The sequence below is a fragment of the Halomonas sp. 141 genome (genome assembly GCF_002810305.1).
Classification (GTDB): domain Bacteria; phylum Pseudomonadota; class Gammaproteobacteria; order Pseudomonadales; family Halomonadaceae; genus Vreelandella; species Vreelandella stevensii.
Map to the genome: position 1 here is coordinate 1 of NZ_PINZ01000006.1, position 22188 is coordinate 22188.

Below are 22188 nucleotides of genomic sequence, written 5' to 3' on the forward strand. Positions count from 1 at the left end.
GCGTTAGCTGTGATTGCCCTACCTGAAAAGTGATACTATAGTGTCACTATTAGTCGATTCGGGGTGAGCCCATGAAAGTTGAGCTTGTTACGAACCTCAAGCGCCAAGCCACAAAGATTTTGGCAGATCTGCACTTGTCTAAAGAGCCGGTACTGATCACGGAGCATGGTCAGCCATCCGCATACCTTGTTGATGTGCAGGATTACGAGTTCATGCAGCGCCGACTTGAGCTGCTTGAGGGACTCTCACGGGGAGAGCGTGCTGTACTTGAGGGAAGAACTTACAGCCAGAGTGAGGTCAGGGAGAAAATGAGTAAATGGCTGAAGTAATCTGGACGGAGCCCGCCATTCAGGAACTGGATGCCATCGCTGAGTACATTGCTCTGGATAATCCTGTTGCCGCAAGTCATCTGGTCCAGGAAGTTTTCGATAAGATCGAGCGTTTGGAAAATTTTCCCCAATCTGGGCGGTTTCCTCCAGAGCTCCCTGATTCGGTATACAGGGAGGTAGTGGTTCCACCGTGTCGCATTTTTTATCGTGAGGACGGGCAGCGGGTTTTCGTTCTCTATGTCATGCGAGAGGAGCGGCAGCTTCGTGCGTACATGCTTGGGAACAGCTAACCAGGCGCGTCACTCGGACGCCCTTGTCTCCGCTTCGCTGCGTCAAGGTCGCCGGTGCGCTCTGCGTTATGCAGTCACATCCAGGCCGCATTGACAAGTGTCACGTGACGCGATACGCTCTTCTTCATGATTAAATCCTTCGCTGACAAACGGACCCAAGAGCTCTACTCCAAGGGCAAGTCAAAGAAATTTCCTGCGGATGTTGCTCCGAGAGCCGCTAGAAAACTTGAATACGTGGATCTGGCCTTACAGCTTGAGGATTTGAAAGTGCCGCCCGGCAACCGCCTTCACCCACTGTCGGGAAACAGGCAGGGGCAGCACGCAATTTCAATCAATGATCAGTGGCGTATCTGTTTTCGTTTTGAAGGTGGTGATGCGTATGAAGTCGAAGTGTGTGACTACCACTGAGTGAGGTGATGACTATGGCTATTCTTAATACTGCCGGTATGCAGCGCAAACCGACTCATCCTGGTGAAATGCTGAGGGAAGACTTTCTTCCGGACTATGGCCTTACCGTTTCGGGGTTGGCTGAATCTCTGGGCGTCTCTCGTCAGTCAGTTAATGAGTTACTGCGCGAGCGTCGTGCTGTGAGTCCTGAAATGGCGCTCCGGCTTGCGCGTTTGTTTGGTAATTCGCCGGAGTTCTGGCTGAACGCACAGCGGTCTGTTGATCTTTGGACTGCCGCGCAGTCGGTCAAGGAAGAAGTGGATCGAATCAAGCCGCTACATGCTGCATAACCAGGCCGTGCACCGGATGCCAAAACCTCCGCTTCGCTCTGGCTTTGTCACCGGTGACGGCAGGCGTTATGTTCACAAAGAGTCAGGTTTCGTCATATGAAACTCGAGAATATTGAACTGCTGATTGATGGCTCAGGCGAAATCACTATTGGTAGGGTTGGCCCGGTTAGCTGTGCGGCGACTGCATCTGATGAAGATCAATGCCTTGCAATGTTAGTCCGCCGGCCTGAAGAGTCATTCGAAGATTTGCTTACACGATTGGATCGCGCCATTGCAGATGCCGTAGAGGACCAGATATTTGTGGATGAAATAAATGGATAGCCTGTCAAATCTCATACACTGTTGTGACGAGATGCCGAGTGATGGCGTTTCAATCTGTTGGGGGCCAGCCCGTTTTGGCTCTGAAGACCTTGGTTGGTGTTTGGTTATTGAGCGGGTAGCAACAGAGGATGACTTACAGGAAAATCAATATCTTGAGGAAGTGGGTGATACGCTCTGGACTACAGCAGTCGAAATTAAGTGCTGTCCGTATTGTGGTGTTGGGCTCACTGATGCGCGATCCGTCATGTCCTCTGAGGACTTCGGTTATTTTATCCACATTGATTCTTCGGGGTGGCTGGGTAGGCGCTGCTAACACGAAGAAGAACATAACCAGTGCAGGCACGGCGACACCCACTACATTGCGCCTTCGGCTCCATTTCATGGGCGCGCATGCTGCAAGCGTTAGCTGTGATTGCCCTACCTGAAAAGTGATACTATAGTGTCACTATTAGTCGATTCGGGGTGAGCCCATGAAAGTTGAGCTTGTTACGAACCTCAAGCGCCAAGCCACAAAGATTTTGGCAGATCTGCACTTGTCTAAAGAGCCGGTACTGATCACGGAGCATGGTCAGCCATCCGCATACCTTGTTGATGTGCAGGATTACGAGTTCATGCAGCGCCGACTTGAGCTGCTTGAGGGACTCTCACGGGGAGAGCGTGCTGTACTTGAGGGAAGAACTTACAGCCAGAGTGAGGTCAGGGAGAAAATGAGTAAATGGCTGAAGTAATCTGGACGGAGCCCGCCATTCAGGAACTGGATGCCATCGCTGAGTACATTGCTCTGGATAATCCTGTTGCCGCAAGTCATCTGGTCCAGGAAGTTTTCGATAAGATCGAGCGTTTGGAAAATTTTCCCCAATCTGGGCGGTTTCCTCCAGAGCTCCCTGATTCGGTATACAGGGAGGTAGTGGTTCCACCGTGTCGCATTTTTTATCGTGAGGACGGGCAGCGGGTTTTCGTTCTCTATGTCATGCGAGAGGAGCGGCAGCTTCGTGCGTACATGCTTGGGAACAGCTAACCAGGCGCGTCACTCGGACGCCCTTGTCTCCGCTTCGCTGCGTCAAGGTCGCCGGTGCGCTTTGCGTTATGTTTTAGCAAAAAATCCGCGTAAACCTCCGCCCAATGCGGGCGGAGATACAAGCGGGAACGGCGCTAGCCGTTCTTCTTTTCCATGTATGCCTTTAGCACAGTCTCGACCAAGTTCGACAGGTTTCGATTCTGTCTTTCCGCCTCATCTTGCAAAGCTTTCTTTAACTCGCCGTCGATCTTCATGTGGAGGATGTCTTTCTTCATTGTGTTGCCGCCATGTTTTTGCTGGTATATATTGGCTACATTGTAGCAAGGAACACTGGCATGCTGAAAGCCACCAAGGTACGCATCTATCCCACGTCCGAGCAGGCGGAGTTTCTGAACCGCCAGTTCGGCGCGGTGCGGTTTGCGTATAACACTGGCCTTCGGATCATGTCCCATCGCTACAAGCGTCACGGCCAGTCGTTGAGCGCCAAGCACGACATCAAGAAGCTGCTGCCGATTGCCAAGAGGTCTCGAAAGTATGGCTGGCTGAAAGAAGCTGATTCCGTTGCGCTAGCCCAGGCGTGTATCAACCTAGACAAAGCCTTCCAGCGATTCTTCGATCCCAAGCAGAAAGCCGGCTACCCGCGCTTCAAGAGCAAGCGTGGCAAGCAGTCGAGCTACCACTGCATGAGCGTCAAGGCCGGCGAGAACTGGATCAAGATTCCCAAGCTCGACCCCATCAAGGCCAAGGTTCACCGCCCGGTAGAAGGCAAGCTCAAGAGCATCACGCTGTCACGCACCGTCACCGGCAAGCACTACGCCTCGCTGCTGTATGAAACAGAGCAAGCGACCCTAGCGCCGCTGGTGAATGTGGACGCGGCCAATATCGTCGGCCTCGATATGGGGCTGTCGCATCTAGCGATTGATTCCACCGGGCGCAAGACCGCCAACCCGCGCTTTCTCAAGCAGGCGCAGAAGAACCTCAAGCGCAAACAACAGGCGTTGTCACGCAAGACGAAAGGCAGCGCCAATCGAGCCAAAGCACGCTTGCTCGTCGCTAAGGCTCACGAGCGGGTAGCCAATGCCCGCAACGACTTCCAGCACAAACTGTCCCGACAGATCGTTGACGACAACCAAGCGGTGATCGTCGAGACGCTGAAAGTCAAAAACATGATGAAGAATGCCAAGCTCGCCAAACACATCGGCGATGCGTCCTGGCATGCCTTGATCACCAAGCTGGAATACAAGGCCAAAGAGCAAGGCAAACATCTGGTCAAGATCGACCCGTGGTTTGCCAGCTCCAAGACGTGCCATGTCTGCCAGCACAGACTGGGTGGGATGACGCTGAGCGTCCGAGAGTGGACGTGTACCTCTTGCGGGTCTCACCACGATCGCGACATCAACGCGGCGCTGAACATCAAGCATCAAGGAATTTTGAAGTTGAAGGCGGAAGGGCTGTCCGTCTCTGCCCATCGAGGCTCGCGTAAATCCGGCATGTCGCCGGTTGCTGCCTGAGAAGTGGGAAGCTCCGTCCGATAGGGCGGAGAGCAGTCACGAGGCTTAGGGAAACGCTGCATAAATCCCGTCGGAGCTGCCTCATAGCCACCGACGAGGTAAAATCTGACCTGTCGTCCAACACCCGCTGACAGAGCCACTCCGATGAAACAGATCTCATTCGCCCAGGCTGAGCACCAGAACAAGAAGAAGGTCACCCGCCGCGAGCGGTTTCTTGCCAGGATGGAGAAGCTGGTGCCGTGGCAACCGCGGGCATTTGTGTGTTTCCATCATGAACGCCGTTTACCTGCTTAGCTCAAAAAGTTCTATAGTGAAGGGCGGTAAAGTCATATAAGGTATGAAAACCGGATACCCTTACTTGAGGAGCCACCATGTCACTACGTATCAATGCCGTTGTACCTGACTTCGAAGCGGAAACCAGCCAGGGGCCGATTCGCTTTCATGAATGGATAGGCGACAGCTGGGCGATTCTGTTTTCCCACCCCAAGGATTTCACTCCTGTCTGCACCACCGAGTTTGGCGCGGTGGCTACCCTGAGCGCTGAATGGGAAAAGCGTGGCACCAAGGTGATCGGGGTGTCCGTGGACGGTGTCGAGGATCACAAGCGCTGGGCGGGCGATATCGAGACCGTCAGCGGCAGTGCCGTGAGCTTCCCTATCATCGCCGATGAAGGGCTCAAGGTCTCCAAACTGTTCGACATGCTGCCGGAAGACGCCTACTTGCCCGATGGCCGCACGCCTGCCGATAGCGCGACGGTGCGCTCGGTTTTCATCATTGGCCCGGACAAGCAGCTGAAGCTCTCGATGACCTACCCGATGACCGTCGGACGCAATTTTGCCGAGATCCTGCGCGCGCTGGATGCTCTGCAAACCACCGCCAAGCACGGCGTGGCCACGCCTGCGGATTGGAGTGTAGGGCAGGATGTCATCATTCCTCCCAGCGTTTCCAATGAAGATGCTCAGCAGAAATTTGGTGAATTCGACGCGGTACTGCCGTACCTGCGTAAAACCAAACTGCGCTAAACCGTAGCACGCCCCGCCAGCCTGAGCTGGCGGGGTAGCTCAGCTCGCTTCGAGCGCGAGTCGCTCGATCGAGTGAGATACGCTTTGCGCTCCCTGCAATATCTCGTTAACGATCGCCTCGATCTCCTTCACGCTGTTCTGGCTATTCTGGCCCTGTTCCACCACCTGCTGCATGGCTTGTGTCGTCTTGCTCACTAGGGCGTTGTTCTCCTTGAGCACTCGGGTAATCTCACTCACGGCATCGCTGGAGCCCTTGGCCAGTTGGCGCACCTCGTTGGCCACTACGGCAAAACCTCGCCCCTGTTCACCGGCACGTGCGGCCTCCACGGCGGCATTTAGCGACAACAAGTTGGTCTGGCTGGCAATCCGAGCGATGGAGCTGGTGATGCTATTGATCTGGGCAGCCTGCTGGTTGAGGGCGTTGATTAGTTGCTGTGCGTCGACCAGCGTCGAGGCGGCCTGCTGCGAGTCGGCAAGCACCTTCTGCAGATGCGATAGTCCTTCCTGAGCGATGCGCTCGGTTTGGCTGGATGACGTTCTGGCGCTGCCGACGGTCGCCCTCGCGGCCTCGGTGGCAGTCATTTCTGCCGTGATGTCGGTGGCGAACTTGACCACTTTAACCACGCGCCCTTCGGCATCGAAGATGGGGTTGTAGGTCGCTTCCAGCCAGACCACCTGCCCTTGGGCATTGAGCCGGACGAACTTGCCCTGCTTGAACTCGCCGCGGGCCAGCTCTTGCCAGAAGTGGGGGTGCTGTTGATAAAACTGGGGCTCACAAAACAGGCGATGGTGTTCACCGCGAATGCGGCTCAGCGGATAGCCCATGGCCTGCTCGAAATTGTGGTTGGCTTCCAGAATGTAGCCATCAGGGGTGAACTCGATGACCGCCATGGAGCTGTCGAGCGCTGCCAGAATGGCCCGCTCCCGTGCCGCCCTCTGGTGTTTCTCGGTCACGTCGCTGGCTACCTTGAACACCTGCACCACCTTGCCACGGCGGTTCTTGATCGGCAGGTAAGTGGCTTCCAGCCAGACCTCTTCCCCTTGTGCATTTACCCGCCGAAAGCGCCCCTGCTGGCTCTCTCCTGCGGCCAGCGCTTGCCAGAAAGCCTGGTACTCCTGGCGGTTGGCATCTTCGGGAAAGCAGAACATTCGGTGGTGCTGCCCTTTAACCTGCGCCAGTGAATAACCTACCGTACTCAGAAACAGATGGCTGGCATCTTGAATCACGCCCTCAGGAGTAAAGTAGATGCAAGCGGTGTGTTGTGACAGTGCACTACGCAGCTGGTCAGATTTCAGGGAGGTAAGCATGGCCGTAAAATTCCGGGAGCGTTGTTATAAACGCTCCTAGAATAGACCAGTTGCTTATAAAAAACACTGTTTTGTATCTTTATGGCACAAAATGTCAAATTGGTAATATAAGGTATCTATTTTAATAATTATCAATGATTGACCTGCTCCACCAAGGCTTGAGCAAAGGTCGACGTCGTGCCAGTGCCGCCCATGTCGGGGGTGATCATGTCTCGGCGGGTTTCGAGTACCGCACGGATGCCGTTGCGAATGGCGTCTCCTTTTTGCTGCATGCCCAGGTGGTCCAGCATTTGTGCTGCTGCCAGCAGCAGCGCACAGGGGTTGGCCATATTCTTGCCCGCAATGTCGGGAGCTGAGCCGTGTACGGCTTCGAAGATAGCGGCCTTTTCACCGATGTTGGCGCCCGGGGCAAGGCCAAGACCGCCCACGAGCCCGGCGCACAGGTCCGAGAGAATGTCGCCGAACAGGTTGGTGGTCACCACTACATCGAACTGATGCGGGTTCATGACCAGCTGCATGCAGGCGTTATCCACGATCATTTCCTGAAATTCGATCTCCGGATACTCACTGGCGACTTCTCGGGCCACGTCCAGAAACAGGCCGGAGCTGGTCTTGATGATGTTGGCCTTGTGGACAGCCGTCACCTTTTTACGCCCGTTCTGCTTGGCCAGCTCGAAAGCGTAACGCACGATGCGCTCGGAGCCCTGGCGGGTCACCTTGATCACGGAAAGCCCGGTATTGCCGTCGTCCACCATTTCCTGGCCATCGGAGAGGTAGGCACCTTCGGTATTTTCCCGCACGGTGATCATGTCGATGCCATCGTAGCGTGAGCGAGTGCCGGGAAAACTGATGGCCGGGCGAACGTTGGCATAAAGGTCAAAATGACGGCGCAACTGAACGTTGATGGAGGAGAAGCCCTTGCCAATCGGCGTTGTCAGCGGCCCTTTCAGAGCAACACCGTGTTTCTCGATGGCATCCAGCGATGCTTGAGGCACCAGCGTGCCGTGCTTCTCGAGCGCGACCAGTCCTGCATCGATAAACTCATAGGCCAGCCCGCACTCGAGGGCCTCCAGCACCTTCAGGGTGGCGTCCATGATTTCGGGGCCGATGCCGTCGCCTTTGATCACTGCTACTGTCTGGCTCATGTGCGGATCCTCTCGTGACGTGGTTGAAAAGTGATGGAGAGCAGGCGATGGGCCCGCTATTTGAGTGCCATGGTAAGCGATACTTAGGGGGCGGGGCATCGTCTAAACGTCCAGGGAGATGGGTGCGAAGGCCCCTGTTTACTGATAAAATGCCGCGCTCATGGCGGCTTCTCCCTCGCCGGACACGATAAAGCAGCAAGGTTTCTGTGTAATGAACAACACCATGGCAGCCATCGTCCTGCCGATATCAGGGCTGATGACTCCACCCTAGGTTCTCCCTCCTTTTCGGCGCCATGACGCGCTTCGCGTCATCTCGGTGCCGTGGCATTCCGTTGCCGTTATTTGGCTATCGGCGCGCCAGCGTCTTCGTTTGGTAGTCTTCCTTCAACAAACTTTGACAACGCTATGCCCACATGCTGCCTCCGTGCGGTCCTGGTGTGCATTGTCGATCACCCTCAAACCATGGATTCCCTGAATGGCACTTTTCAGCAAGCAAGAATGGTTCTCCAATATCAAGGGCGATACGCTCTCAGGTATTGTCGTCGCGCTGGCGCTAATTCCTGAAGCCATCGCATTTTCGATCATTGCTGGCGTCGACCCCAAGGTGGGGCTGTATGCCTCGTTCTGTATTGCCGTCATCATCGCCTTTACCGGTGGTCGCCCCGGCATGATTTCTGCCGCCACCGGAGCGATGGCGCTGCTGATGGTGACGTTGGTGAGAGAGCATGGCCTGGAGTATCTGCTGGCGGCCACGCTATTGACGGGTGTATTACAAATCATCGCGGGCTACCTGAAGCTGGCGGAGCTGATGCGCTTCGTCTCCCGCTCGGTGGTCACCGGGTTTGTGAACGCGCTGGCGATTCTGATTTTCATGGCCCAGTTGCCGGAGCTTACCAACGTGACCTGGCATGTTTATGCCATGACAGCCGCAGGGCTGGGCATCATCTATCTGTTTCCCTATTTACCGGTGGTGGGTAAGTCGATTCCGTCACCGCTGGTGTGCATCGTGGTATTGACCGTAGTGTACATGGTCAGCGGTATGGAAATTCGCAGCGTCGGCGATATGGGCGAACTGCCGGATACGCTGCCCGTTTTCCTGTGGCCGAACGTGCCGCTGACTCTTGAAACGCTGATGATCATTTTCCCTTATGCGGTCATGCTGGCGGTCGTGGGCCTGCTGGAATCGATGATGACGGCCACGATCGTGGATGACCTCACCGATACCTCCAGCGATAAGAATCGCGAGTGTAAAGGCCAGGGCGCCGCCAACATTGGTGCCGGACTGATGGGCGGTATGGCGGGCTGTGCCATGATTGGCCAATCGGTGATCAACATCAAATCCGGTGGTCGTACGCGCTTATCCACGCTGATTGCCGGTGTCGTGCTGCTGCTGATGGTGGTGTTTCTGTCGGAATGGGTGTCGCAAATCCCCATGGCCGCGCTGGTGGCGGTGATGATCATGGTGTCGATTGGTACCTTTAGCTGGGAGTCCATTCGCGATCTGAAGAAACACCCGATGAGCACCAATATCGTCATGCTGGCAACCGTCGCCGTTACGGTGAGCACTCATAACCTGGCGATGGGTGTCTTTGTGGGTGTACTGCTGGCGGCCATGTTCTTCGCCAATAAAGTCGGCAACATCATGTACGTGGGCTCCAAAGAGCTCGTGCCTGGAGAGAAGCGCGAATATCAAGTGGTCGGGCAAGTGTTCTTTGCGTCGTCCGAGCGCTTCATGGCTGCGTTCGATTTCAAAGAGAGCGTCGACAAGGTCACCATTGATCTATCGAAAGCGCACTTCTGGGATGTGACCGCCGTGCAGGCCCTCGATCGCGTGGTGATCAAATTCCGCCGTGAAGGCACCGAGGTCGAGCTGGTAGGCCTGAACGAAGCTAGCGCCACCGTGGTAGACCGCTACGCGGTGCATAACGACCCGGAAGCGGTTGAAAAGCTGATGGGCGGCCACTGAGCACGGTAAGGAGAACAACATGACTGAACAGGTAATCGCCGCCATTGACGGCTCCCAATTTGCCGAAGGCGTTTGTGACTATGCCGCCTGGGCCAGCCTGGCCCTGGAAGCACCTTTGACGCTTGTGCACATCGTGGATAACCACGCAGGCGCACCCGAAGCGCAGGATTTGTCCGGCAGCCTGCGTTTTGGTGCCCGCGAAAAGTTGATGGAAGAGCTTTCGGCGCTGGATGAGCAGCGTGCCAGGGTAAACCGAGAGCAAGGCAAGCTGATGCTTGAAGCTGCCAGTGCCAGAGCGGTAGAAGGCGGTGTGAGTGCGCCCACTCTCCGCCAACTGAATGGCACGCTGGTGGAAACGCTGGTGGCGTTGGAGAAAGAGATGCGCTTGCTGGTAGTGGGCAAGCGTGGTGAAACCGACCATCAGGCAAGCGGGCATCTGGGCGCCCACCTGGAGCGTATGGTGCGTGAAATGCACCGTCCGATTTTGATGGTGCCCAGAGCCTTCAAGCGTCCAGAGCAGGTGCTGATAGCCTTCGACGGCAGCAAAACGGCCAAAAAGGGTATCGAGATGTTGGCCCGCTCCCCGCTGTTCGTGGGGGTCACCTGCCATGTGCTGATTGTCGGGTCATACACGGCGGAACATCGCAGCGAGCTGGCATGGGCGCTTGGCACCTTACGCGATGCGGGACATCATGTGCAGGGAGAAGTTCGTGCCGGGGAAGTGGATGACGTTTTACAGGCGTATGAGCAAGAAAACGCCATCGACCTGCTGGTCATGGGCGCTTACGGGCACTCGCGAATTCGTCATTTGTTGGTCGGCAGCACAACCACGACCATGCTGCGCAATAGCCGAATTCCGGTACTGATTCTGCGCTGACCTACCATCTGCCGTCAGGAGTGCCATGCACGCCAGTCTTTATTCGAGACTGGCGTGTGCCTGTGCGCTTGGCACACAGACGTCACGGTGTGGGCGAGGAGGCAAGCGCCCAGCGCTCTCCGGCCCAGGCGGCCAGCAGCCATAGCGGGACGCTGACCAGCACGTAGAGCGGTGCCAACCACCACTGGGGCTGTTGGGCGAGGTAGAGCGTTTCCAGGCTGAACAGTGAAAAGGTGGTGAAGCCGCCACAAAAGCCTGCTACCAGCAGAGGTTGGTGGCGTGCCAGCGCTCGGTGAGGAAAGCGCGAGGCGGTGGCTGCCAGCCAGCCGATCAGCAGCGAGCCCACGATATTGACCAGTAGCGTGCCCCAGGGGAAGTAGCTGCCAAGCGCTGACAGGGAGGCCAGTGACACCCCGTAACGCAGCAGGCTGCCTACGGCGCTGCCGAGCCCAACGGCCAGATAGGCGTTCATGACAACCCCCCGCCCAGCCACCAGCCCAGGGTAGCCATCAAAAGCCCCAAACCTAACGTACTGGCAACGTTAAGTGCCGCCCGAGCGGCTTGGCCCGACTGGTAAAGCTCCAGGGTTTGCAGGCTGAAGGAGGAGACGGTGGTATAGCCGCCCAGCAGGCCGATGATGGCGAATATCCAGGTGGGGTCGTGATGCTGCAAGCCATAACGTGCCAGCAGCCAGCCCGCCACGAGCGCGCCGCTGGCATTGACCATGAGCGTACCCCAGGGGAAGGCTTTGCCTAGCCGTTTCGCGGCGGCATTGGACACGGCAAAGCGGCCCATGCCGCCAAGCGCGCCTCCCAGCGCAATCAGAAAAAGACTGGCCATGCAGTGTCCATGGTGGCCTCGTGTGGAGAGCAGAATCAAGGCCGGAAAGTGTAGCATGTTCGGCAAGGCCCTGAGGGCGGGCCTTGCTCACTTTCATGCCTCAATCTTCATATCTCAGCCGTCATGTCTCAACTGGCGAAGATCAAGCGGTGGCCATGGAGGAGTGCTCGACGGGGGCCTCGCTGGATGCTGCCATGCTGGCCATATTGATGCCTGACAGCACGGCCTTGAGCGAGGCACTCACCGTGTCGCTGTCCTCTGCCACGGCACATACCCGTTGGCCGTCGATATTCAACTGCACGAAGGCAATGGCATTGGCCTCGCTGCTGCCCCCCAGGGAGTGCTCGCTGTAGTCCAGAATGGCCACGTGGCTGCCGGTATGCTGTTTCCAGGCGTCGGTGAACGATGACATGGCCCCGTTACCCGTGCCGGAAAGGCGCAGCGTTTCAGTACCGTGCCGCAGGGTGATGTCGATGCCTTCCTGATGGCCTTTGGAGAGCCGGTAATCCGCCAGGGAGAGCGGGGCATCCAGGGCAAACTGATCGAACATCACCTGGCGGACCATGGCGCTGGAGAGTTCGCTGTTGCGCCGCTCGCTCTCTTTCTGCACGTGGGGGGCCAGTGCCAGCATCATCCAGCGGGGCAGGTGAATGCCGTAGTCCCGCTCCAGCAAAAAGGCCATGCCGCCTTTGCCTGACTGGCTGTTGACCCGGATCACTGCCTGGTAGTCGCGGCCGATGTCATGGGGGTCAATGGGCAGATAGGCCACTTGCCACGGCTCATCGGGCTTCTGATGCTTGAGCGATTTACGAATGGCATCCTGGTGGCTGCCGGAAAACGCGGTGTAGACCATCTCGCCCACCCAGGGGTGGCGGGGGTGAATGGCAATGCCGGTGCACTCATGCACGACCTGGATGATCTCGTCGGGGTTGGAGAGATCCAGCGCCGGGTCGATGCCCTGGCTGTACAGGTTCATGGCCAGCGTCACGATATCCATGTTGCCGGTACGCTCGCCGTTGCCCAGCAGCGTGCCCTCGACGCGATCGGCACCCGCCAGCAGGGCCAGCTCGGCAGAAGCCACTGCGCCGCCCCGGTCGTTATGGGTGTGTACCGAAATGATCACGCTATCCCGACGGCTGATATGCTGGCAGAAGTACTCGATCTGGTCGGCGTGATGGTGCGGGCCTGCCACTTCTACGGTGGTGGGCAAGTTGAGAATGCACGGGTTGTCCGGCGTGGGCTGCCACACATCCATGACCGCTTCGCAGATGGCCAGTGAAAAATCGATCTCCGTGCTGGAGAAGCTTTCAGGGGAGTACTGGAAACGCCAATCGACGTTGGGGTACTGCGCGGCATGAGTCTTGACCCAGGTCGCCCCTTGAACGGCGATGTCGGTAATACCCTCGCGATCCATCTCGAAGACCCGTTCGCGCTGAATGGTCGACGTGGAGTTGTACAGGTGGATGATGGCGCGCTTGACGCCCACCAGCGAGGCAAAGGTTTTCTCGATCAAATGCTCTCGGCACTGCACCAGCACGGCAATGGTGACGTCATCGGGAATCTGATCCTCTTCGATCAACCAGCGCACGAAGTCGTAATCCGGCTGGCTGGCGGAGGGAAAGCCGACCATCACTTCCTTGATACCGACCTTGATGATCTGGTGCCAAAAGCGCTGCTTCTGCTCGACGGTCATCGGCTCCAGTAGCGCCTGGTTGCCATCGCGCAGGTCCTCGCTCACCCAGATGGGAGCGTGGGTCAGTTCCCGGTCGGGCCACTGGCGATTGAACGCGGGTACCCGCGGGGCAGGGCGATACTTGCGATGATCGAAGGCAGACATGGTGAGTTTCCTGAAAGCATGAGGTTGTTTGAGGCGGCCGCTTGTGGCGTGAGCCGCTGACCAGGCCTCCGGGTAAGAGGCCCTGGGAGCAGCTGCTTTTGGCAGCCATGCTAGTGTAACCATAACGCCGCGAAAGGTTATTGCGAAAATAGGTCAGTAGGCAAAAAAAGTGGCAGAATATGGCGGGTTTATGGATTTCATTAGTAGAGGCTGTCGAGTATGTCGGTGACTCCCCTTACGCTGGATCGTTATGACCGTCGTATCCTGGCTATCCTTCAGCAGGAAGGGCGCATCAGTAACCAGGAGCTGGCCGAACGCATAGGCCTCTCGCCATCCCCCTGCCTGCGCCGGGTTCGGGCGCTGGAAACCCATGGGCTGATTACTCAGTACCGGGCCGTGGTGGACGCTCGGCCGCTGGGCTATCAGCTGATGGCGCTGCTGCATATTTCCATGGACCAACACACCCCCGAGCGCTTCGATAACTTCGAGCGCCACGTGCGTGACATCCCCAACGTGGTGGAGTGCTTGATCATCACGGGTCAAGCCGCCGACTTTCAGCTCAAGATTCTGGTCAAGGACATGGATGACTACCAGCATCTGCTGCTGCATGTCATCAATCGGATCGAAGGGGTCACGGGGGCGCATACCAGCTTTGTGTTGCGCCGCGTCTTCGAGCACCGCCCGGTACCTACCTGAGACGGGCTGTTCGATATGACCGGGCAGTTCGATATGGCATAGGCAGTGGCTTGCTGGCGGTTTACACTGCTTTTTTTAATCGATACAGGAGATTGAACCATGAGTATTCAGCGTCATGATACAAAAGCCCGTATGAGCCGTGCCGTGATCCATGGTGGCGTGGCGTATCTGTGTGGCCAGGTGGCGGGGCCCGAGGCGCGCCATGGCGATATCAAGGAGCAGACCGAGAGCATGCTGGCGCGAGTGGATGCGCTGTTGAAGGAGATCGGCTCCAGCCGCGAGCAGTTGCTCAGCGCGACGATCTACCTCAAGGAGGGCAGTGATTTTGCGGCCATGAACGAGGTTTGGGATGCCTGGGTGCCGGAAGGCCATGCACCGGCACGCACCTGCGTGTGTGCACCGATGCCAGCCGATGAGTTGAAAGTCGAGATTACCGTGACCACGGCAGTGGATGCGTAGTCGCCGCGTTACTTGGCTGGCTTTTCGGCCGGAAAACGGGTATCGCGCAGGCTGTCCTTGATCTTCTTCAGGTGCGGCAAGAAGTCTTCGCCGCGCCTGAGGGTGACCCCCGTGGCCAGCGCATCGATCAAGGTGAGCTGAATCATTCGGGAGGTCATGGGCATGTAGTGGTCGGTATCTTCGGGGGTGGCGACTTCCAGGGTCGCGGTGCACTCTCGTGAGAGCGGAGAGTCCGGTGCGGTAATCCCCAGCACCACGGCGCCTGCTTCGCGTGCCACCCTGGCGATATCGACCAACTCCCGCGTGCGGCCCGTGTAGGAAATGATCACCACCACATCGCCCGTATGGCAGGCGGCAGCCACCATGCGTTGCATCAGCACATCCACATATGCCATGACCGGCAAGTTGAAGCGGAAGAACTTGTGCTGCGCATCCTGGGCCACGGCACCGGAGGCACCCAAGCCAAAAAAGTGAATCTGCTTGGCCTGGGTCAGGTAATCCACCATGCGCTCGACGGCGGCCATGTCCACCTCGCGCTGGGCTTCGTCCAGGGCGGCAATGGTGGCTCCGAAAATCTTGTGCGTGTACTGGGTGGCCGTATCGCCGGGCTCGACGGCACGGGTCACGTAAGGCGTTCCGCCGGCCAGGCTCTGCGCCAGCTTGATCTTGAAATCGGGATAACCCTTGGCGCCGAAGTTGCGGCAAAACCGGTTCACGGTAGGCTCGCTGACGCTGGCCGCCTGGGCGAGGCTGGCAATGCTCAGGCTGGTGGCGGCTGCCGGGTCGTCGAGGATCACGTTCGCCACCTTGCGCTCCGAACGATTCAGCTCTTCGAGACGTTCCCTTAGGCGGTCTAGCAGGTCATGCGCCATTGACTGACTCCGTGGCAGGCGTTGAGGGTAAACGAGGCGTCCACTGGCTGCACCAGTGATAAAACTCATCTGCAGGCAGTGGACGAGCATAGTAATACCCTTGCGCCGCTTCGCAACCTATCCCTGAGTGTGTGAGCGTATCCAATCAAAGTATATTAGATAAATATCGGGCGTTGGCCTGTAATCTTTAACCGAGCCTGAGCAATTTCAGCAGCCAGCGGCGATAAGGCGGTCGCAGCCAGCGGCTGTTGGCGCGTTTGGATTGATAGAACTCCCCCCGCAAGTGGCTGAAACGTTCGAAGCCGTGGCGGCCGTGGTACGCCCCTGTGCCGCTTTCACCGACGCCCCCAAAAGGCAGCGAGGGTACGGCGTGGTGCAGCAATGTTTCGTTGAACACCAGCGCGCCCGAGCGAGTGCCCTCAAGCAGCCGCTGCTGCAGCGCCTTGTCATGGGTAAAGGCATACAGCACCAGCGGCGCTGGGCGAGCGTTGATGAAGCGCAGCGCGTCCTCCTGATGCTGTACGCTGATGATCGGCAAGGCACGGCCAAAGATCTCCTCTTGCATGAGAGCAAGCCCCTGATGGGGGTCGATCACCAGCGCGGGAGCATGCGAGCCGTGATCGATCACGCGGCAGCCTTGATCACGCGCTTGCTCGATCAGGCGCTCACTGCGTGTGGCGAAGTGTTCACTGACATGGCCGGTGGCTTCCCTGGCATTGGGGCGCTGCTGGCGTATGGCCTGCTCCAGTGCCTTGATCAGCGCTTCCAGGCGGCTGGCTTCTACAAGAACATAATCGGGAGCCAGGCAGGTTTGGCCGTTGTTGAATCCTTTGCCGAACACGATGGCTTCGGCAGCGCTCCCCATCTCCGCATCGCTGGCAACCAGCGCAGGCGACTTGCCGCCCAGCTCCAGCGTCACCGGGGTCAAGTTGGTCGCAGCGGCGGCTGCGACCAGACGGCCCACGCGGCTCGAGCCGGTAAAGACCAGGTGGTCGAACGGCAGTGCGCTGAAGGCGGCGGCAACGTCCTCGCCTCCCTCGATCACCACGAACTCGTCATCGGTAAAGTATTGCGGCACCAGCTGGGCCAGCAGCGCGCTGGTATGCGGCGCCTGCTCGCTGGGCTTGAGGAGCACGGTATTACCCGCGGCCAGCGCGTCCACGATGGGCATTAGCGCCAGGCACCAGGGGTAGTTCCAGGCAGACATGACGCCCACCACCCCCAGCGGCTGGGGCGAGATGCGCGCGCGCGCTGGCCACAGCCGCCAAGGCATGGTGGCGACTTGCGGGCGCATCCAGTGCCACAAATGCAAGCGGGCGTGGCGAATGGCATGCAGCACCGAGCTGATCTCGGCCAGGCGAATTTCCACTTCACTGCGCTGACCAAAATCCGCCTGAATCGCTTGGATGATCGCCCGTTGATGGCGCCGTGTCATGAGTGCCAAGCGTGCCAGCCGCTCGCGCCGAATGGCGAGGGTCGGGTAGGGCGCGGTGGCGGCGGTTTCCCGCTGCGCGGTCAATAGGGACGTGAGATCACGCTTCATGGCCACTCCTTGGAATCGTTCGACATTGACCATACTGGCAGGTTGTTGCAGGTGGAACCATCGCCGCCAGACATTGACAATTGTTCACATCGTTAATGGTAAAGTAAGCCATCCACGGCGTCTGCCCGTGCCCTGGGAGCTGTCATGCCTTCACTGTCGTTGACCATTCTACCTGCCATCGAGGCCGTTTCGGCAAGCCAGTGGGATGCATTGGCGGCACCGGGCCAGCCGTTTCTGCGTTATGCGTTTCTCCAGGCGCTGGAGCAGAGCGGCTCGGTCAGTGCCGCCACGGGATGGCAGCCCAGCCACCTGTGCGTCTGGCAAGGGCAGCAGCTCGTCGGGGCGCTGCCGCTGTATCGCAAATACCACTCCTACGGTGAGTACGTGTTCGACTGGGGCTGGGCCGACGCGCTGGAACGGGCGGGAGGGCAGTATTACCCCAAGGCGCTGAGTGCGGTGCCGTTTACCCCCGTGCCTGGGCCACGCACTCTGATCGCTGTGGAGGCACCTGCTGCTGAGGTATACGCCTGTCTGGCCCAGGGCATCGAGCAGCTGTGTGAAGCCCGGGAGCTCTCCAGCTGGCATCTGCTGTTTGCCCATGAGCAGGAGGTGGGTGCCTGGCAACGCCAGTGGCCGCAACTTATCACTCGTGAAGGCGTACAGTTTCAGTGGCGTGACCAGGGGTTTGGGGATTTCGAAGGCTTTCTGGCCTCGCTGGCCTCCAAGCGCCGCAAGATGATCAAACGTGAGCGCCGATTGGTGGCCGAGCAGGGGATTACCCTGACGCGTTTGGTGGGCAGTGAGATCAGTGACGCAGACATGGCACACTTCTACCGCTGCTACACCATTACCTACCATGAGCGTGGTCGCCCACCGTATTTGAATCGCGCCTTTTTCGAGCGCCTGCGTCATACCATGAGCGAGTCGCTGGTGCTGATCCAGGCCCGGTTGGAAGACCGCCCGGTGGCAGCGGCGCTCTGTTTTCAGGATGCCACGACCCTCTATGGCCGTTACTGGGGAAGCGAAGTGGTCGCCGACTGCCTGCACTTCGAAGCTTGCTACTATCAAGGTATCGAGTACTGCCTGGAAGCCGGGTTGACGCTGTTCGACCCCGGCACGCAGGGAGAGCACAAACTGGTGCGCGGCTTTGCCCCGCAGCGCGTGCGTTCGCTGCACTACATCGTTCACCCCGGGTTGGCTGCCGGAGTAGGGCAGTTTTGCCAGCAGGAAGCCGAGCATGTTCAGGCGTATCGGCAGGCGGCCAGCCAGTCTTTACCCTATAAGTCGTCTCTGGCGTCGCAGGACCCTGCGGCTTGATGGCATAATGCGCGCCGCTCTGGCTTTTATACAGGAACACTCTCATGCACAGATGGCTCTTGGTGATACTGCTGGCAGTGCTTGGCCTGATGCAGTACCAGTTGTGGCTGGGCAACGGCGGCTGGCGCGACCTTCAGCGGGTCGAAGAGCGTGTGGCTGAACAGGAAGCGGCCAATCAGCCCCTGCGCGAGCGTAACGCCCGACTGGCGGCCGAGGTCACGGATTTGAAAACCGGGCTGGCCGCCATCGAAGAGCGTGCACGCAGCGATATGGGCATGGTGCGTTCCGACGAGCAATTTTTCTGGGTGCCTGGTGTCGCCATCGAAAACGAGCTGCTGGGGATTCATGCGGGGTTGATCGCCCAGCCGGGAGTCATTCCACCGCGTGAGCGCGAAGGCGGTGAGCCATGAGTGAAACGCTCTGGCTGGTGGTGCCCGCCGCAGGGCAGGGCAAGCGCATGGGGGCTGATCGGCCCAAGCAGTATTTGTCGCTTGATGGGCAGCCGATCCTGGCCCATACCCTGGCCAGGCTAGCCCAGGCTTTTCCCGAGGCCCATCTGGTACTCTGCCTGGATCGCGACGACGGCTGGTTCGACCCGCATAGCGTACCGTTCAAGCGCTGGCAGCGGGTCGATGGCGGCCAGGAGCGCATGCATAGTGTGCTCAACGCGCTGCGTGCCATTCCCGCTCGTGCGGATGACATCGTCATGGTTCATGACGTGGCGCGCCCCTGTATCACCCAGCAGGATTTGCTGGCGCTGCATGCGGCCATCCAGCGCCACTCGGCCGGTGCGCTGTTGGCCATGCCGGTGGCCGACACCATGAAGCGTGACCGAGGTGATCAGTGCAGCCTGCGCACCGAACCCCGCGACGGGCTGTGGCATGCGCTGACTCCGCAAGGCTTTCGTTACGCGCTGCTGCTGCGCGCCCTGGAGCAGGCTGTAGAGCACGGTACGCTGGTCACCGACGAAGCCTCTGCCGTCGAAGCATTGGGAGAAGCCCCGCGGCTGGTCAACGGTCGTCGCGACAACCTGAAAGTGACCCACCCCGGCGATCTGGCGCTGGCGGGTGCCATCTTACACACTCAACAAGCCGCCGCGTCGATGGCGGATAACGGCAACAGGAGCGCCTAATGCGAATTGGCCATGGATTTGACGTGCATCGCTTTGGTCCCGGCGACCATCTCATGATTGGAGGCGTCGTGCTGCCCTTCGAGCAGGGGTTCGTGGCGCACTCCGATGGTGATGTGCTGCTGCATGCCATCAGCGATGCGCTGCTGGGTGCCTGCGCGCTGGGCGATATCGGCCATCATTTCCCGGATACCGACCCCGCCTGGAAAGGCGCCGACAGCCGTGGCCTGCTGCGTCACGTCATGTCGCTGGTGCGCCATGCCGGCTACGAGGTGGGCAATCTCGATGCCACTTTGATGGCACAGGCCCCTAAAATGGCGCCTCATATCCAGGCCATGCGAACCGTCATTGCCCAGGATCTGGAAATCGCCCTGGGCCAGGTGAACGTCAAAGCCACCACTACCGAACGGTTGGGCTTTACCGGGCGGGGTGAAGGTATCGCTGCCGAGGCCGTGGTGCTGCTGACCCCGCGAGCGTCAGCAGATGCTTGAACTTCCTGATTGGCAGCGCAGCCTGACGGCCGATTTCGGCCTGCCCGCCCCAGGCCACTACCGCACCGCGCCGGAAGATTTTCGGGTCGACGAGCAGCTCGACTTCATCCCCGAAGGGCAGGGTGAGCATCTCTGGCTGCGGGTGGAGAAGCGCAACCTGACCACGCTGGAGGTGGTCAGACAGCTCAGCCGACTATGCAGCGTGGGGCAGCGCGACATCGGCTACTCAGGAATGAAAGACCGGGTCGCCGTCACGCGGCAGTGGCTCAGCGTACATCTGCCGGGGCGCCAAGCGCCTGAAGGGCTGGCAGGTGCCCTGGCCGAGCTGGGCATTCAGGTGCTGGAGCAGGCGCGCCACCCGCGCAAGCTGAAGCGCGGCGTGCATCGCACCAACCATTTTCAACTGCGGCTCAGTGGCGACGCCGTGCAGCGGGAAGACTTTACCGCGCGTTGGGAAGCACTGTGCCGTCACGGCGTCCCCAACTATTTTGGCCATCAGCGCTTTGGCGCGGGTGCCCGCAACTTGCAGCGAGCCCAGGCGGTGCTGGCCAAGGGCTGGCGCAAACGCGATGACCGTCAGGGCATGATGCTCTCCACCGCCCGCAGCTTTCTGTTCAACGAACTGCTCAGCGTGCGCTTGCAGGACGGCAGTTGGTGCTGCCCGCTGGCAGGCGACACGCTGATGCTGGAAGGCACCCAGAGCGTGTTTGCCGTCGATTCAGTGGATAAGACGCTGATCGAGCGGGCCGCCGCGATGGACCTTCACCCCACCGGGGTGTTGTGGGGCGTTGGTGAGTTGGCGCAGGGGGCGGCGGCGAAGTATGAAACTCTGCTTCGACAGCGGCATCCAGCGCTGTGTGAAGGGCTTGAAAAAAGTGGCGTCAAGCGAGCCCAGCGGGCCCTGCGCGCCTGCCTGATATCACCCAGCATCACCCATGAAGACAACGCTGTGCTACTCTCATTTGCCCTGCCGCGAGGCAGCTTTGCCACGGCGGTGATCGGCGAGCTGATCCACCACCCCGACACCGCCTGATGCACGTGTAAGGAGACCAACATGCGGCGACTGCTGCTTTCCAATGACGATGGCGTTCACGCCCCCGGCCTGAAGGCGCTGCATGATGCGCTCACGGCCCATGCGCACTTGCGCGTGGTTGCCCCTGACCGCGATCGTAGCGGGGCCAGCAATTCGCTGACCCTGTCTCGGCCGCTGTCGCTGACCGCACTGGACAGCGGTTTCTATAGCGTCGATGGCACCCCGGCCGACTGCGTCTATCTGGGGGTGAACGGGCTGTGGGACGAACGGCCAGACCTGGTCATCTCCGGCATCAATCATGGCAGCAACCTGGGCGATGACGTGCTCTACTCCGGGACGGTAGCCGCCGCCATGGAGGGCCGTAACCTGGGCATGACGGCCATCGCCATGTCGCTGTGCGGCACCCAGCACTTCGCTACGGCCGCGCACGTGGCGGCCAGCCTGGTGGGGGCCTCTGATCGACTGTCGCTGCCGCCGCGTACACTGCTCAACGTCAATGTGCCCGATTTGCCCTGGGAAGCCATCAAAGGCGTCAAGGTCACCCGGCTGGGATATCGCGGCCCCGCTGAAAAGCCCGTGCCGGTGCAAGACCCCCGTGGCCGCACGCGCTACTGGATTGCCCCGGTGGCGGCCAACGCCGATGATGGCGAGGATACCGATTTTGCGGCGGTCGAGGCGGGCTATGTCTCGATTACCCCGCTGCAAACTGACCTGACGCGCCACCCGGCGCGCCGTGATGTACAGGACTGGTTGGATGCCTTTGCCTGATCTATCGCCTGGCGAGTTGAGAGGGCGTGGTATGACCTCTCAGCGCACCCGAGATCGCATGATCGAACGGCTGCAGCAGCAGGGCGTACAGGATACGCGGGTGCTGGAGGTCATGGCCCGTGAGCCACGCCACTTGTTCGTGGACGAAGCACTGGCGCACCGCGCCTATGAAGACACCGCGCTGCCGATTGGTTTTGGACAGACCCTGTCGCAACCCCTGACCGTAGCGCGCATGACCGAGCTGGTCTTGAAGGCGTCGCCCCGGCGTGTGCTGGAGGTCGGAACGGGTTCCGGCTACCAAACGCTGATTCTGTCGCGCCTGGTCGACACTCTCTACTCCGTAGAGCGCATCCACGCGCTGCACGCGCGTGCGGCAGAGCGGCTGTGGCGGCTGGATGCTCCGGCGACTCTCGCCGTGGCCGATGGGGGCGAAGGGTGGCCGGAAGCCGCCCCTTTCGATGTGATTTTGCTCACTGCCTGTGCGCAAACGCTACCCCAGGCATTGCTTGAGCAGTTGACGCCAGAAGGCGCATTGATTGCGCCGCTGGAAGAGTCCGACGGCAGCCAATGGCTGACCCAGGTCAAGCGCATTGGCTGTGCATTTGAAAAGCGCCGGCTCGAACCCGTGCGCTTTGTTCCCCTGTTGCAAGGAGTTGTGGATTGAAGCGTCGAGCGATAG

Annotated in this window: 27 protein-coding genes and 1 pseudogene; 21 read left to right on the forward strand and 7 right to left on the reverse strand. The window is 59.3% G+C overall.

Features of this window, described 5'->3' with window-relative positions:
* Window positions 1–71 precede the first annotated feature (71 nt).
* From CWI66_RS04380 to CWI66_RS04435, 10 genes and pseudogenes are all read left to right on the forward strand, one after another.
* Complete coding sequence (locus tag CWI66_RS04380) at window positions 72–329, forward strand: type II toxin-antitoxin system Phd/YefM family antitoxin (protein WP_081136158.1); 258 nt, start codon at window positions 72–74, stop codon at window positions 327–329.
* On the forward strand, window positions 317–619 hold the full coding sequence (locus CWI66_RS04385) for a type II toxin-antitoxin system RelE/ParE family toxin (RefSeq protein ID WP_081136157.1): 303 nt from the start codon (window positions 317–319) through the stop codon (window positions 617–619). Before CWI66_RS04380 ends, CWI66_RS04385 begins: the two co-directional genes overlap by 13 nt.
* Before the next feature lie 126 nt (window positions 620–745).
* Window positions 746–1027, forward strand: a complete 282-nt coding sequence (locus CWI66_RS04390) for a type II toxin-antitoxin system RelE/ParE family toxin (protein ID WP_100731017.1) — start codon at window positions 746–748, stop codon at window positions 1025–1027.
* Between the two features lie 14 nt (window positions 1028–1041).
* Complete coding sequence (locus CWI66_RS04395; protein ID WP_008174257.1) at window positions 1042–1356, forward strand: HigA family addiction module antitoxin; 315 nt, start codon at window positions 1042–1044, stop codon at window positions 1354–1356.
* Between the two features lie 96 nt (window positions 1357–1452).
* A complete protein-coding gene (locus CWI66_RS04400; RefSeq protein ID WP_089676070.1) occupies window positions 1453–1677 on the forward strand; it encodes a hypothetical protein in 225 nt (74 codons plus the stop codon).
* A 470-nt stretch (window positions 1678–2147) separates the two neighbouring features.
* Window positions 2148–2405: a type II toxin-antitoxin system Phd/YefM family antitoxin gene (locus CWI66_RS04410; RefSeq protein WP_081136158.1), complete on the forward strand. Its 258-nt coding sequence runs from the start codon at window positions 2148–2150 to the stop codon at window positions 2403–2405.
* Window positions 2393–2695: a type II toxin-antitoxin system RelE/ParE family toxin gene (locus CWI66_RS04415; protein ID WP_081136157.1), complete on the forward strand. Its 303-nt coding sequence runs from the start codon at window positions 2393–2395 to the stop codon at window positions 2693–2695. Before CWI66_RS04410 ends, CWI66_RS04415 begins: the two co-directional genes overlap by 13 nt.
* Before the next feature lie 335 nt (window positions 2696–3030).
* Window positions 3031–4206, forward strand: a complete 1176-nt coding sequence (locus CWI66_RS04425) for an RNA-guided endonuclease InsQ/TnpB family protein (RefSeq protein WP_081192515.1) — start codon at window positions 3031–3033, stop codon at window positions 4204–4206.
* A gap of 144 nt (window positions 4207–4350) precedes the next feature.
* A pseudogene (locus tag CWI66_RS04430) lies at window positions 4351–4452 on the forward strand (IS5/IS1182 family transposase); the annotation flags it as partial.
* A 125-nt stretch (window positions 4453–4577) separates the two neighbouring features.
* Window positions 4578–5228, forward strand: coding sequence for a peroxiredoxin (locus CWI66_RS04435; RefSeq protein WP_081136178.1), 651 nt, complete (start codon window positions 4578–4580; stop codon window positions 5226–5228).
* 39 nt (window positions 5229–5267) lie between these two features.
* Here CWI66_RS04435 and CWI66_RS04440 read toward each other — a convergent pair whose 3' ends face one another.
* The gene (locus CWI66_RS04440) at window positions 5268–6536 is read right to left on the reverse strand and encodes a methyl-accepting chemotaxis protein (RefSeq protein ID WP_100731019.1); all 1269 of its coding nucleotides are present in this window, start codon (window positions 6534–6536) and stop codon (window positions 5268–5270) included.
* Window positions 6537–6667: 131 nt separating this feature from the next.
* Window positions 6668–7681 carry an isocitrate dehydrogenase gene (locus CWI66_RS04445; protein WP_100731020.1) on the reverse strand — a complete coding sequence of 338 codons (1014 nt, stop codon included), beginning with the start codon at window positions 7679–7681 and terminating at the stop codon, window positions 6668–6670.
* A gap of 475 nt (window positions 7682–8156) precedes the next feature.
* Between CWI66_RS04445 and CWI66_RS04450 the strand changes: the two genes are divergently transcribed.
* Both CWI66_RS04450 and CWI66_RS04455 read left to right on the forward strand, forming a co-directional pair.
* Window positions 8157–9647: a SulP family inorganic anion transporter gene (locus CWI66_RS04450; protein ID WP_100731021.1), complete on the forward strand. Its 1491-nt coding sequence runs from the start codon at window positions 8157–8159 to the stop codon at window positions 9645–9647.
* Window positions 9648–9666: 19 nt separating this feature from the next.
* Entirely contained in the window at window positions 9667–10524 is an 858-nt protein-coding gene (locus CWI66_RS04455) for a universal stress protein (protein WP_100731022.1), read from the forward strand.
* Window positions 10525–10606: 82 nt separating this feature from the next.
* Here the strand turns inward: CWI66_RS04455 and crcB (CWI66_RS04460) are convergent, their stop codons facing one another.
* The 3 genes from crcB (CWI66_RS04460) to CWI66_RS04470 form a co-directional block, all read right to left on the reverse strand.
* Window positions 10607–10996, reverse strand: coding sequence for a fluoride efflux transporter CrcB (gene crcB, locus CWI66_RS04460; protein ID WP_016916285.1), 390 nt, complete (start codon window positions 10994–10996; stop codon window positions 10607–10609).
* Window positions 10993–11364 carry a fluoride efflux transporter CrcB gene (gene crcB / locus CWI66_RS04465; protein WP_100731023.1) on the reverse strand — a complete coding sequence of 124 codons (372 nt, stop codon included), beginning with the start codon at window positions 11362–11364 and terminating at the stop codon, window positions 10993–10995. The genes crcB (CWI66_RS04460) and crcB (CWI66_RS04465) overlap by 4 nt, the downstream gene beginning before the upstream one ends.
* 142 nt (window positions 11365–11506) lie before the next feature.
* Window positions 11507–13201: a 2-isopropylmalate synthase gene (locus tag CWI66_RS04470; protein ID WP_100731024.1), complete on the reverse strand. Its 1695-nt coding sequence runs from the start codon at window positions 13199–13201 to the stop codon at window positions 11507–11509.
* Window positions 13202–13420: 219 nt separating this feature from the next.
* Here CWI66_RS04470 and CWI66_RS04475 point away from each other — a divergent pair, with 219 nt between their 5' ends.
* Window positions 13421–13897: an Lrp/AsnC family transcriptional regulator gene (locus CWI66_RS04475; RefSeq protein ID WP_081192497.1), complete on the forward strand. Its 477-nt coding sequence runs from the start codon at window positions 13421–13423 to the stop codon at window positions 13895–13897.
* Window positions 13898–13996: 99 nt separating this feature from the next.
* A complete protein-coding gene (locus CWI66_RS04480; protein ID WP_039175573.1) occupies window positions 13997–14356 on the forward strand; it encodes a RidA family protein in 360 nt (119 codons plus the stop codon).
* 8 nt (window positions 14357–14364) lie between these two features.
* On the opposite strand, the gene CWI66_RS04485 is transcribed toward CWI66_RS04480, so the two are convergent.
* Window positions 14365–15228 (reverse strand): MurR/RpiR family transcriptional regulator, encoded by an 864-nt coding sequence (locus tag CWI66_RS04485; protein WP_100731025.1) that lies wholly within the window; start codon window positions 15226–15228, stop codon window positions 14365–14367.
* 187 nt (window positions 15229–15415) lie between these two features.
* Window positions 15416–16771 (reverse strand): aldehyde dehydrogenase family protein, encoded by a 1356-nt coding sequence (locus CWI66_RS04490; RefSeq protein WP_100731026.1) that lies wholly within the window; start codon window positions 16769–16771, stop codon window positions 15416–15418.
* A gap of 144 nt (window positions 16772–16915) precedes the next feature.
* On the opposite strand from CWI66_RS04490, the gene CWI66_RS04495 reads away from it, so the two are divergent.
* Genes CWI66_RS04495 through CWI66_RS04525 form a run of 7 tightly spaced genes read left to right on the forward strand, consistent with a single transcriptional unit; the run spans window position 16916 to window position 22173 of the window.
* Window positions 16916–18088 carry a GNAT family N-acetyltransferase gene (locus CWI66_RS04495; protein ID WP_100731027.1) on the forward strand — a complete coding sequence of 391 codons (1173 nt, stop codon included), beginning with the start codon at window positions 16916–16918 and terminating at the stop codon, window positions 18086–18088.
* A 44-nt stretch (window positions 18089–18132) separates the two neighbouring features.
* Entirely contained in the window at window positions 18133–18498 is a 366-nt protein-coding gene (gene ftsB / locus CWI66_RS04500; protein ID WP_016916293.1) for a cell division protein FtsB, read from the forward strand.
* Complete coding sequence (gene ispD, locus CWI66_RS04505; RefSeq protein WP_100731028.1) at window positions 18495–19220, forward strand: 2-C-methyl-D-erythritol 4-phosphate cytidylyltransferase; 726 nt, start codon at window positions 18495–18497, stop codon at window positions 19218–19220. The genes ftsB and ispD overlap by 4 nt, the downstream gene beginning before the upstream one ends.
* A complete protein-coding gene (gene ispF, locus CWI66_RS04510) occupies window positions 19220–19708 on the forward strand; it encodes a 2-C-methyl-D-erythritol 2,4-cyclodiphosphate synthase (protein WP_016916295.1) in 489 nt (162 codons plus the stop codon). Before ispD ends, ispF begins: the two co-directional genes overlap by 1 nt.
* The gene (gene truD, locus CWI66_RS04515) at window positions 19701–20741 is read left to right on the forward strand and encodes a tRNA pseudouridine(13) synthase TruD (RefSeq protein ID WP_100731029.1); all 1041 of its coding nucleotides are present in this window, start codon (window positions 19701–19703) and stop codon (window positions 20739–20741) included. The genes ispF and truD overlap by 8 nt, the downstream gene beginning before the upstream one ends.
* Window positions 20742–20762: 21 nt before the next feature.
* Window positions 20763–21509, forward strand: coding sequence for a 5'/3'-nucleotidase SurE (gene surE, locus CWI66_RS04520; RefSeq protein WP_100731030.1), 747 nt, complete (start codon window positions 20763–20765; stop codon window positions 21507–21509).
* Window positions 21496–22173, forward strand: a complete 678-nt coding sequence (locus tag CWI66_RS04525) for a protein-L-isoaspartate(D-aspartate) O-methyltransferase (RefSeq protein WP_016916298.1) — start codon at window positions 21496–21498, stop codon at window positions 22171–22173. Before surE ends, CWI66_RS04525 begins: the two co-directional genes overlap by 14 nt.
* Window positions 22174–22188: the final 15 nt, after the last annotated feature.

Coding starts and splice junctions, on each gene's coding strand:
- crcB (WP_100731023.1), bottom strand. CDS start 11,364: ATGGCCAGTCTTTTTCTGATTGCGCTGGGAGGCGCGCTTGGCGGCATG.
- CWI66_RS04480 (WP_039175573.1), top strand. CDS start 13,997: ATGAGTATTCAGCGTCATGATACAAAAGCCCGTATGAGCCGTGCCGTG.
- CWI66_RS04385 (WP_081136157.1), top strand. CDS start 317: ATGGCTGAAGTAATCTGGACGGAGCCCGCCATTCAGGAACTGGATGCC.
- CWI66_RS04440 (WP_100731019.1), bottom strand. CDS start 6,536: ATGCTTACCTCCCTGAAATCTGACCAGCTGCGTAGTGCACTGTCACAA.
- CWI66_RS04395 (WP_008174257.1), top strand. CDS start 1,042: ATGGCTATTCTTAATACTGCCGGTATGCAGCGCAAACCGACTCATCCT.
- CWI66_RS04410 (WP_081136158.1), top strand. CDS start 2,148: ATGAAAGTTGAGCTTGTTACGAACCTCAAGCGCCAAGCCACAAAGATT.
- CWI66_RS04485 (WP_100731025.1), bottom strand. CDS start 15,228: ATGGCGCATGACCTGCTAGACCGCCTAAGGGAACGTCTCGAAGAGCTG.
- crcB (WP_016916285.1), bottom strand. CDS start 10,996: ATGAACGCCTATCTGGCCGTTGGGCTCGGCAGCGCCGTAGGCAGCCTG.
- CWI66_RS04455 (WP_100731022.1), top strand. CDS start 9,667: ATGACTGAACAGGTAATCGCCGCCATTGACGGCTCCCAATTTGCCGAA.
- ispF (WP_016916295.1), top strand. CDS start 19,220: ATGCGAATTGGCCATGGATTTGACGTGCATCGCTTTGGTCCCGGCGAC.
- ftsB (WP_016916293.1), top strand. CDS start 18,133: ATGCACAGATGGCTCTTGGTGATACTGCTGGCAGTGCTTGGCCTGATG.
- CWI66_RS04495 (WP_100731027.1), top strand. CDS start 16,916: ATGCCTTCACTGTCGTTGACCATTCTACCTGCCATCGAGGCCGTTTCG.
- CWI66_RS04390 (WP_100731017.1), top strand. CDS start 746: ATGATTAAATCCTTCGCTGACAAACGGACCCAAGAGCTCTACTCCAAG.
- CWI66_RS04450 (WP_100731021.1), top strand. CDS start 8,157: ATGGCACTTTTCAGCAAGCAAGAATGGTTCTCCAATATCAAGGGCGAT.
- CWI66_RS04470 (WP_100731024.1), bottom strand. CDS start 13,201: ATGTCTGCCTTCGATCATCGCAAGTATCGCCCTGCCCCGCGGGTACCC.
- CWI66_RS04425 (WP_081192515.1), top strand. CDS start 3,031: ATGCTGAAAGCCACCAAGGTACGCATCTATCCCACGTCCGAGCAGGCG.
- CWI66_RS04525 (WP_016916298.1), top strand. CDS start 21,496: ATGCCTTTGCCTGATCTATCGCCTGGCGAGTTGAGAGGGCGTGGTATG.
- CWI66_RS04435 (WP_081136178.1), top strand. CDS start 4,578: ATGTCACTACGTATCAATGCCGTTGTACCTGACTTCGAAGCGGAAACC.
- CWI66_RS04445 (WP_100731020.1), bottom strand. CDS start 7,681: ATGAGCCAGACAGTAGCAGTGATCAAAGGCGACGGCATCGGCCCCGAA.
- CWI66_RS04415 (WP_081136157.1), top strand. CDS start 2,393: ATGGCTGAAGTAATCTGGACGGAGCCCGCCATTCAGGAACTGGATGCC.
- CWI66_RS04400 (WP_089676070.1), top strand. CDS start 1,453: ATGAAACTCGAGAATATTGAACTGCTGATTGATGGCTCAGGCGAAATC.
- CWI66_RS04380 (WP_081136158.1), top strand. CDS start 72: ATGAAAGTTGAGCTTGTTACGAACCTCAAGCGCCAAGCCACAAAGATT.
- surE (WP_100731030.1), top strand. CDS start 20,763: ATGCGGCGACTGCTGCTTTCCAATGACGATGGCGTTCACGCCCCCGGC.
- ispD (WP_100731028.1), top strand. CDS start 18,495: ATGAGTGAAACGCTCTGGCTGGTGGTGCCCGCCGCAGGGCAGGGCAAG.
- CWI66_RS04475 (WP_081192497.1), top strand. CDS start 13,421: ATGTCGGTGACTCCCCTTACGCTGGATCGTTATGACCGTCGTATCCTG.
- truD (WP_100731029.1), top strand. CDS start 19,701: ATGCTTGAACTTCCTGATTGGCAGCGCAGCCTGACGGCCGATTTCGGC.
- CWI66_RS04490 (WP_100731026.1), bottom strand. CDS start 16,771: ATGAAGCGTGATCTCACGTCCCTATTGACCGCGCAGCGGGAAACCGCC.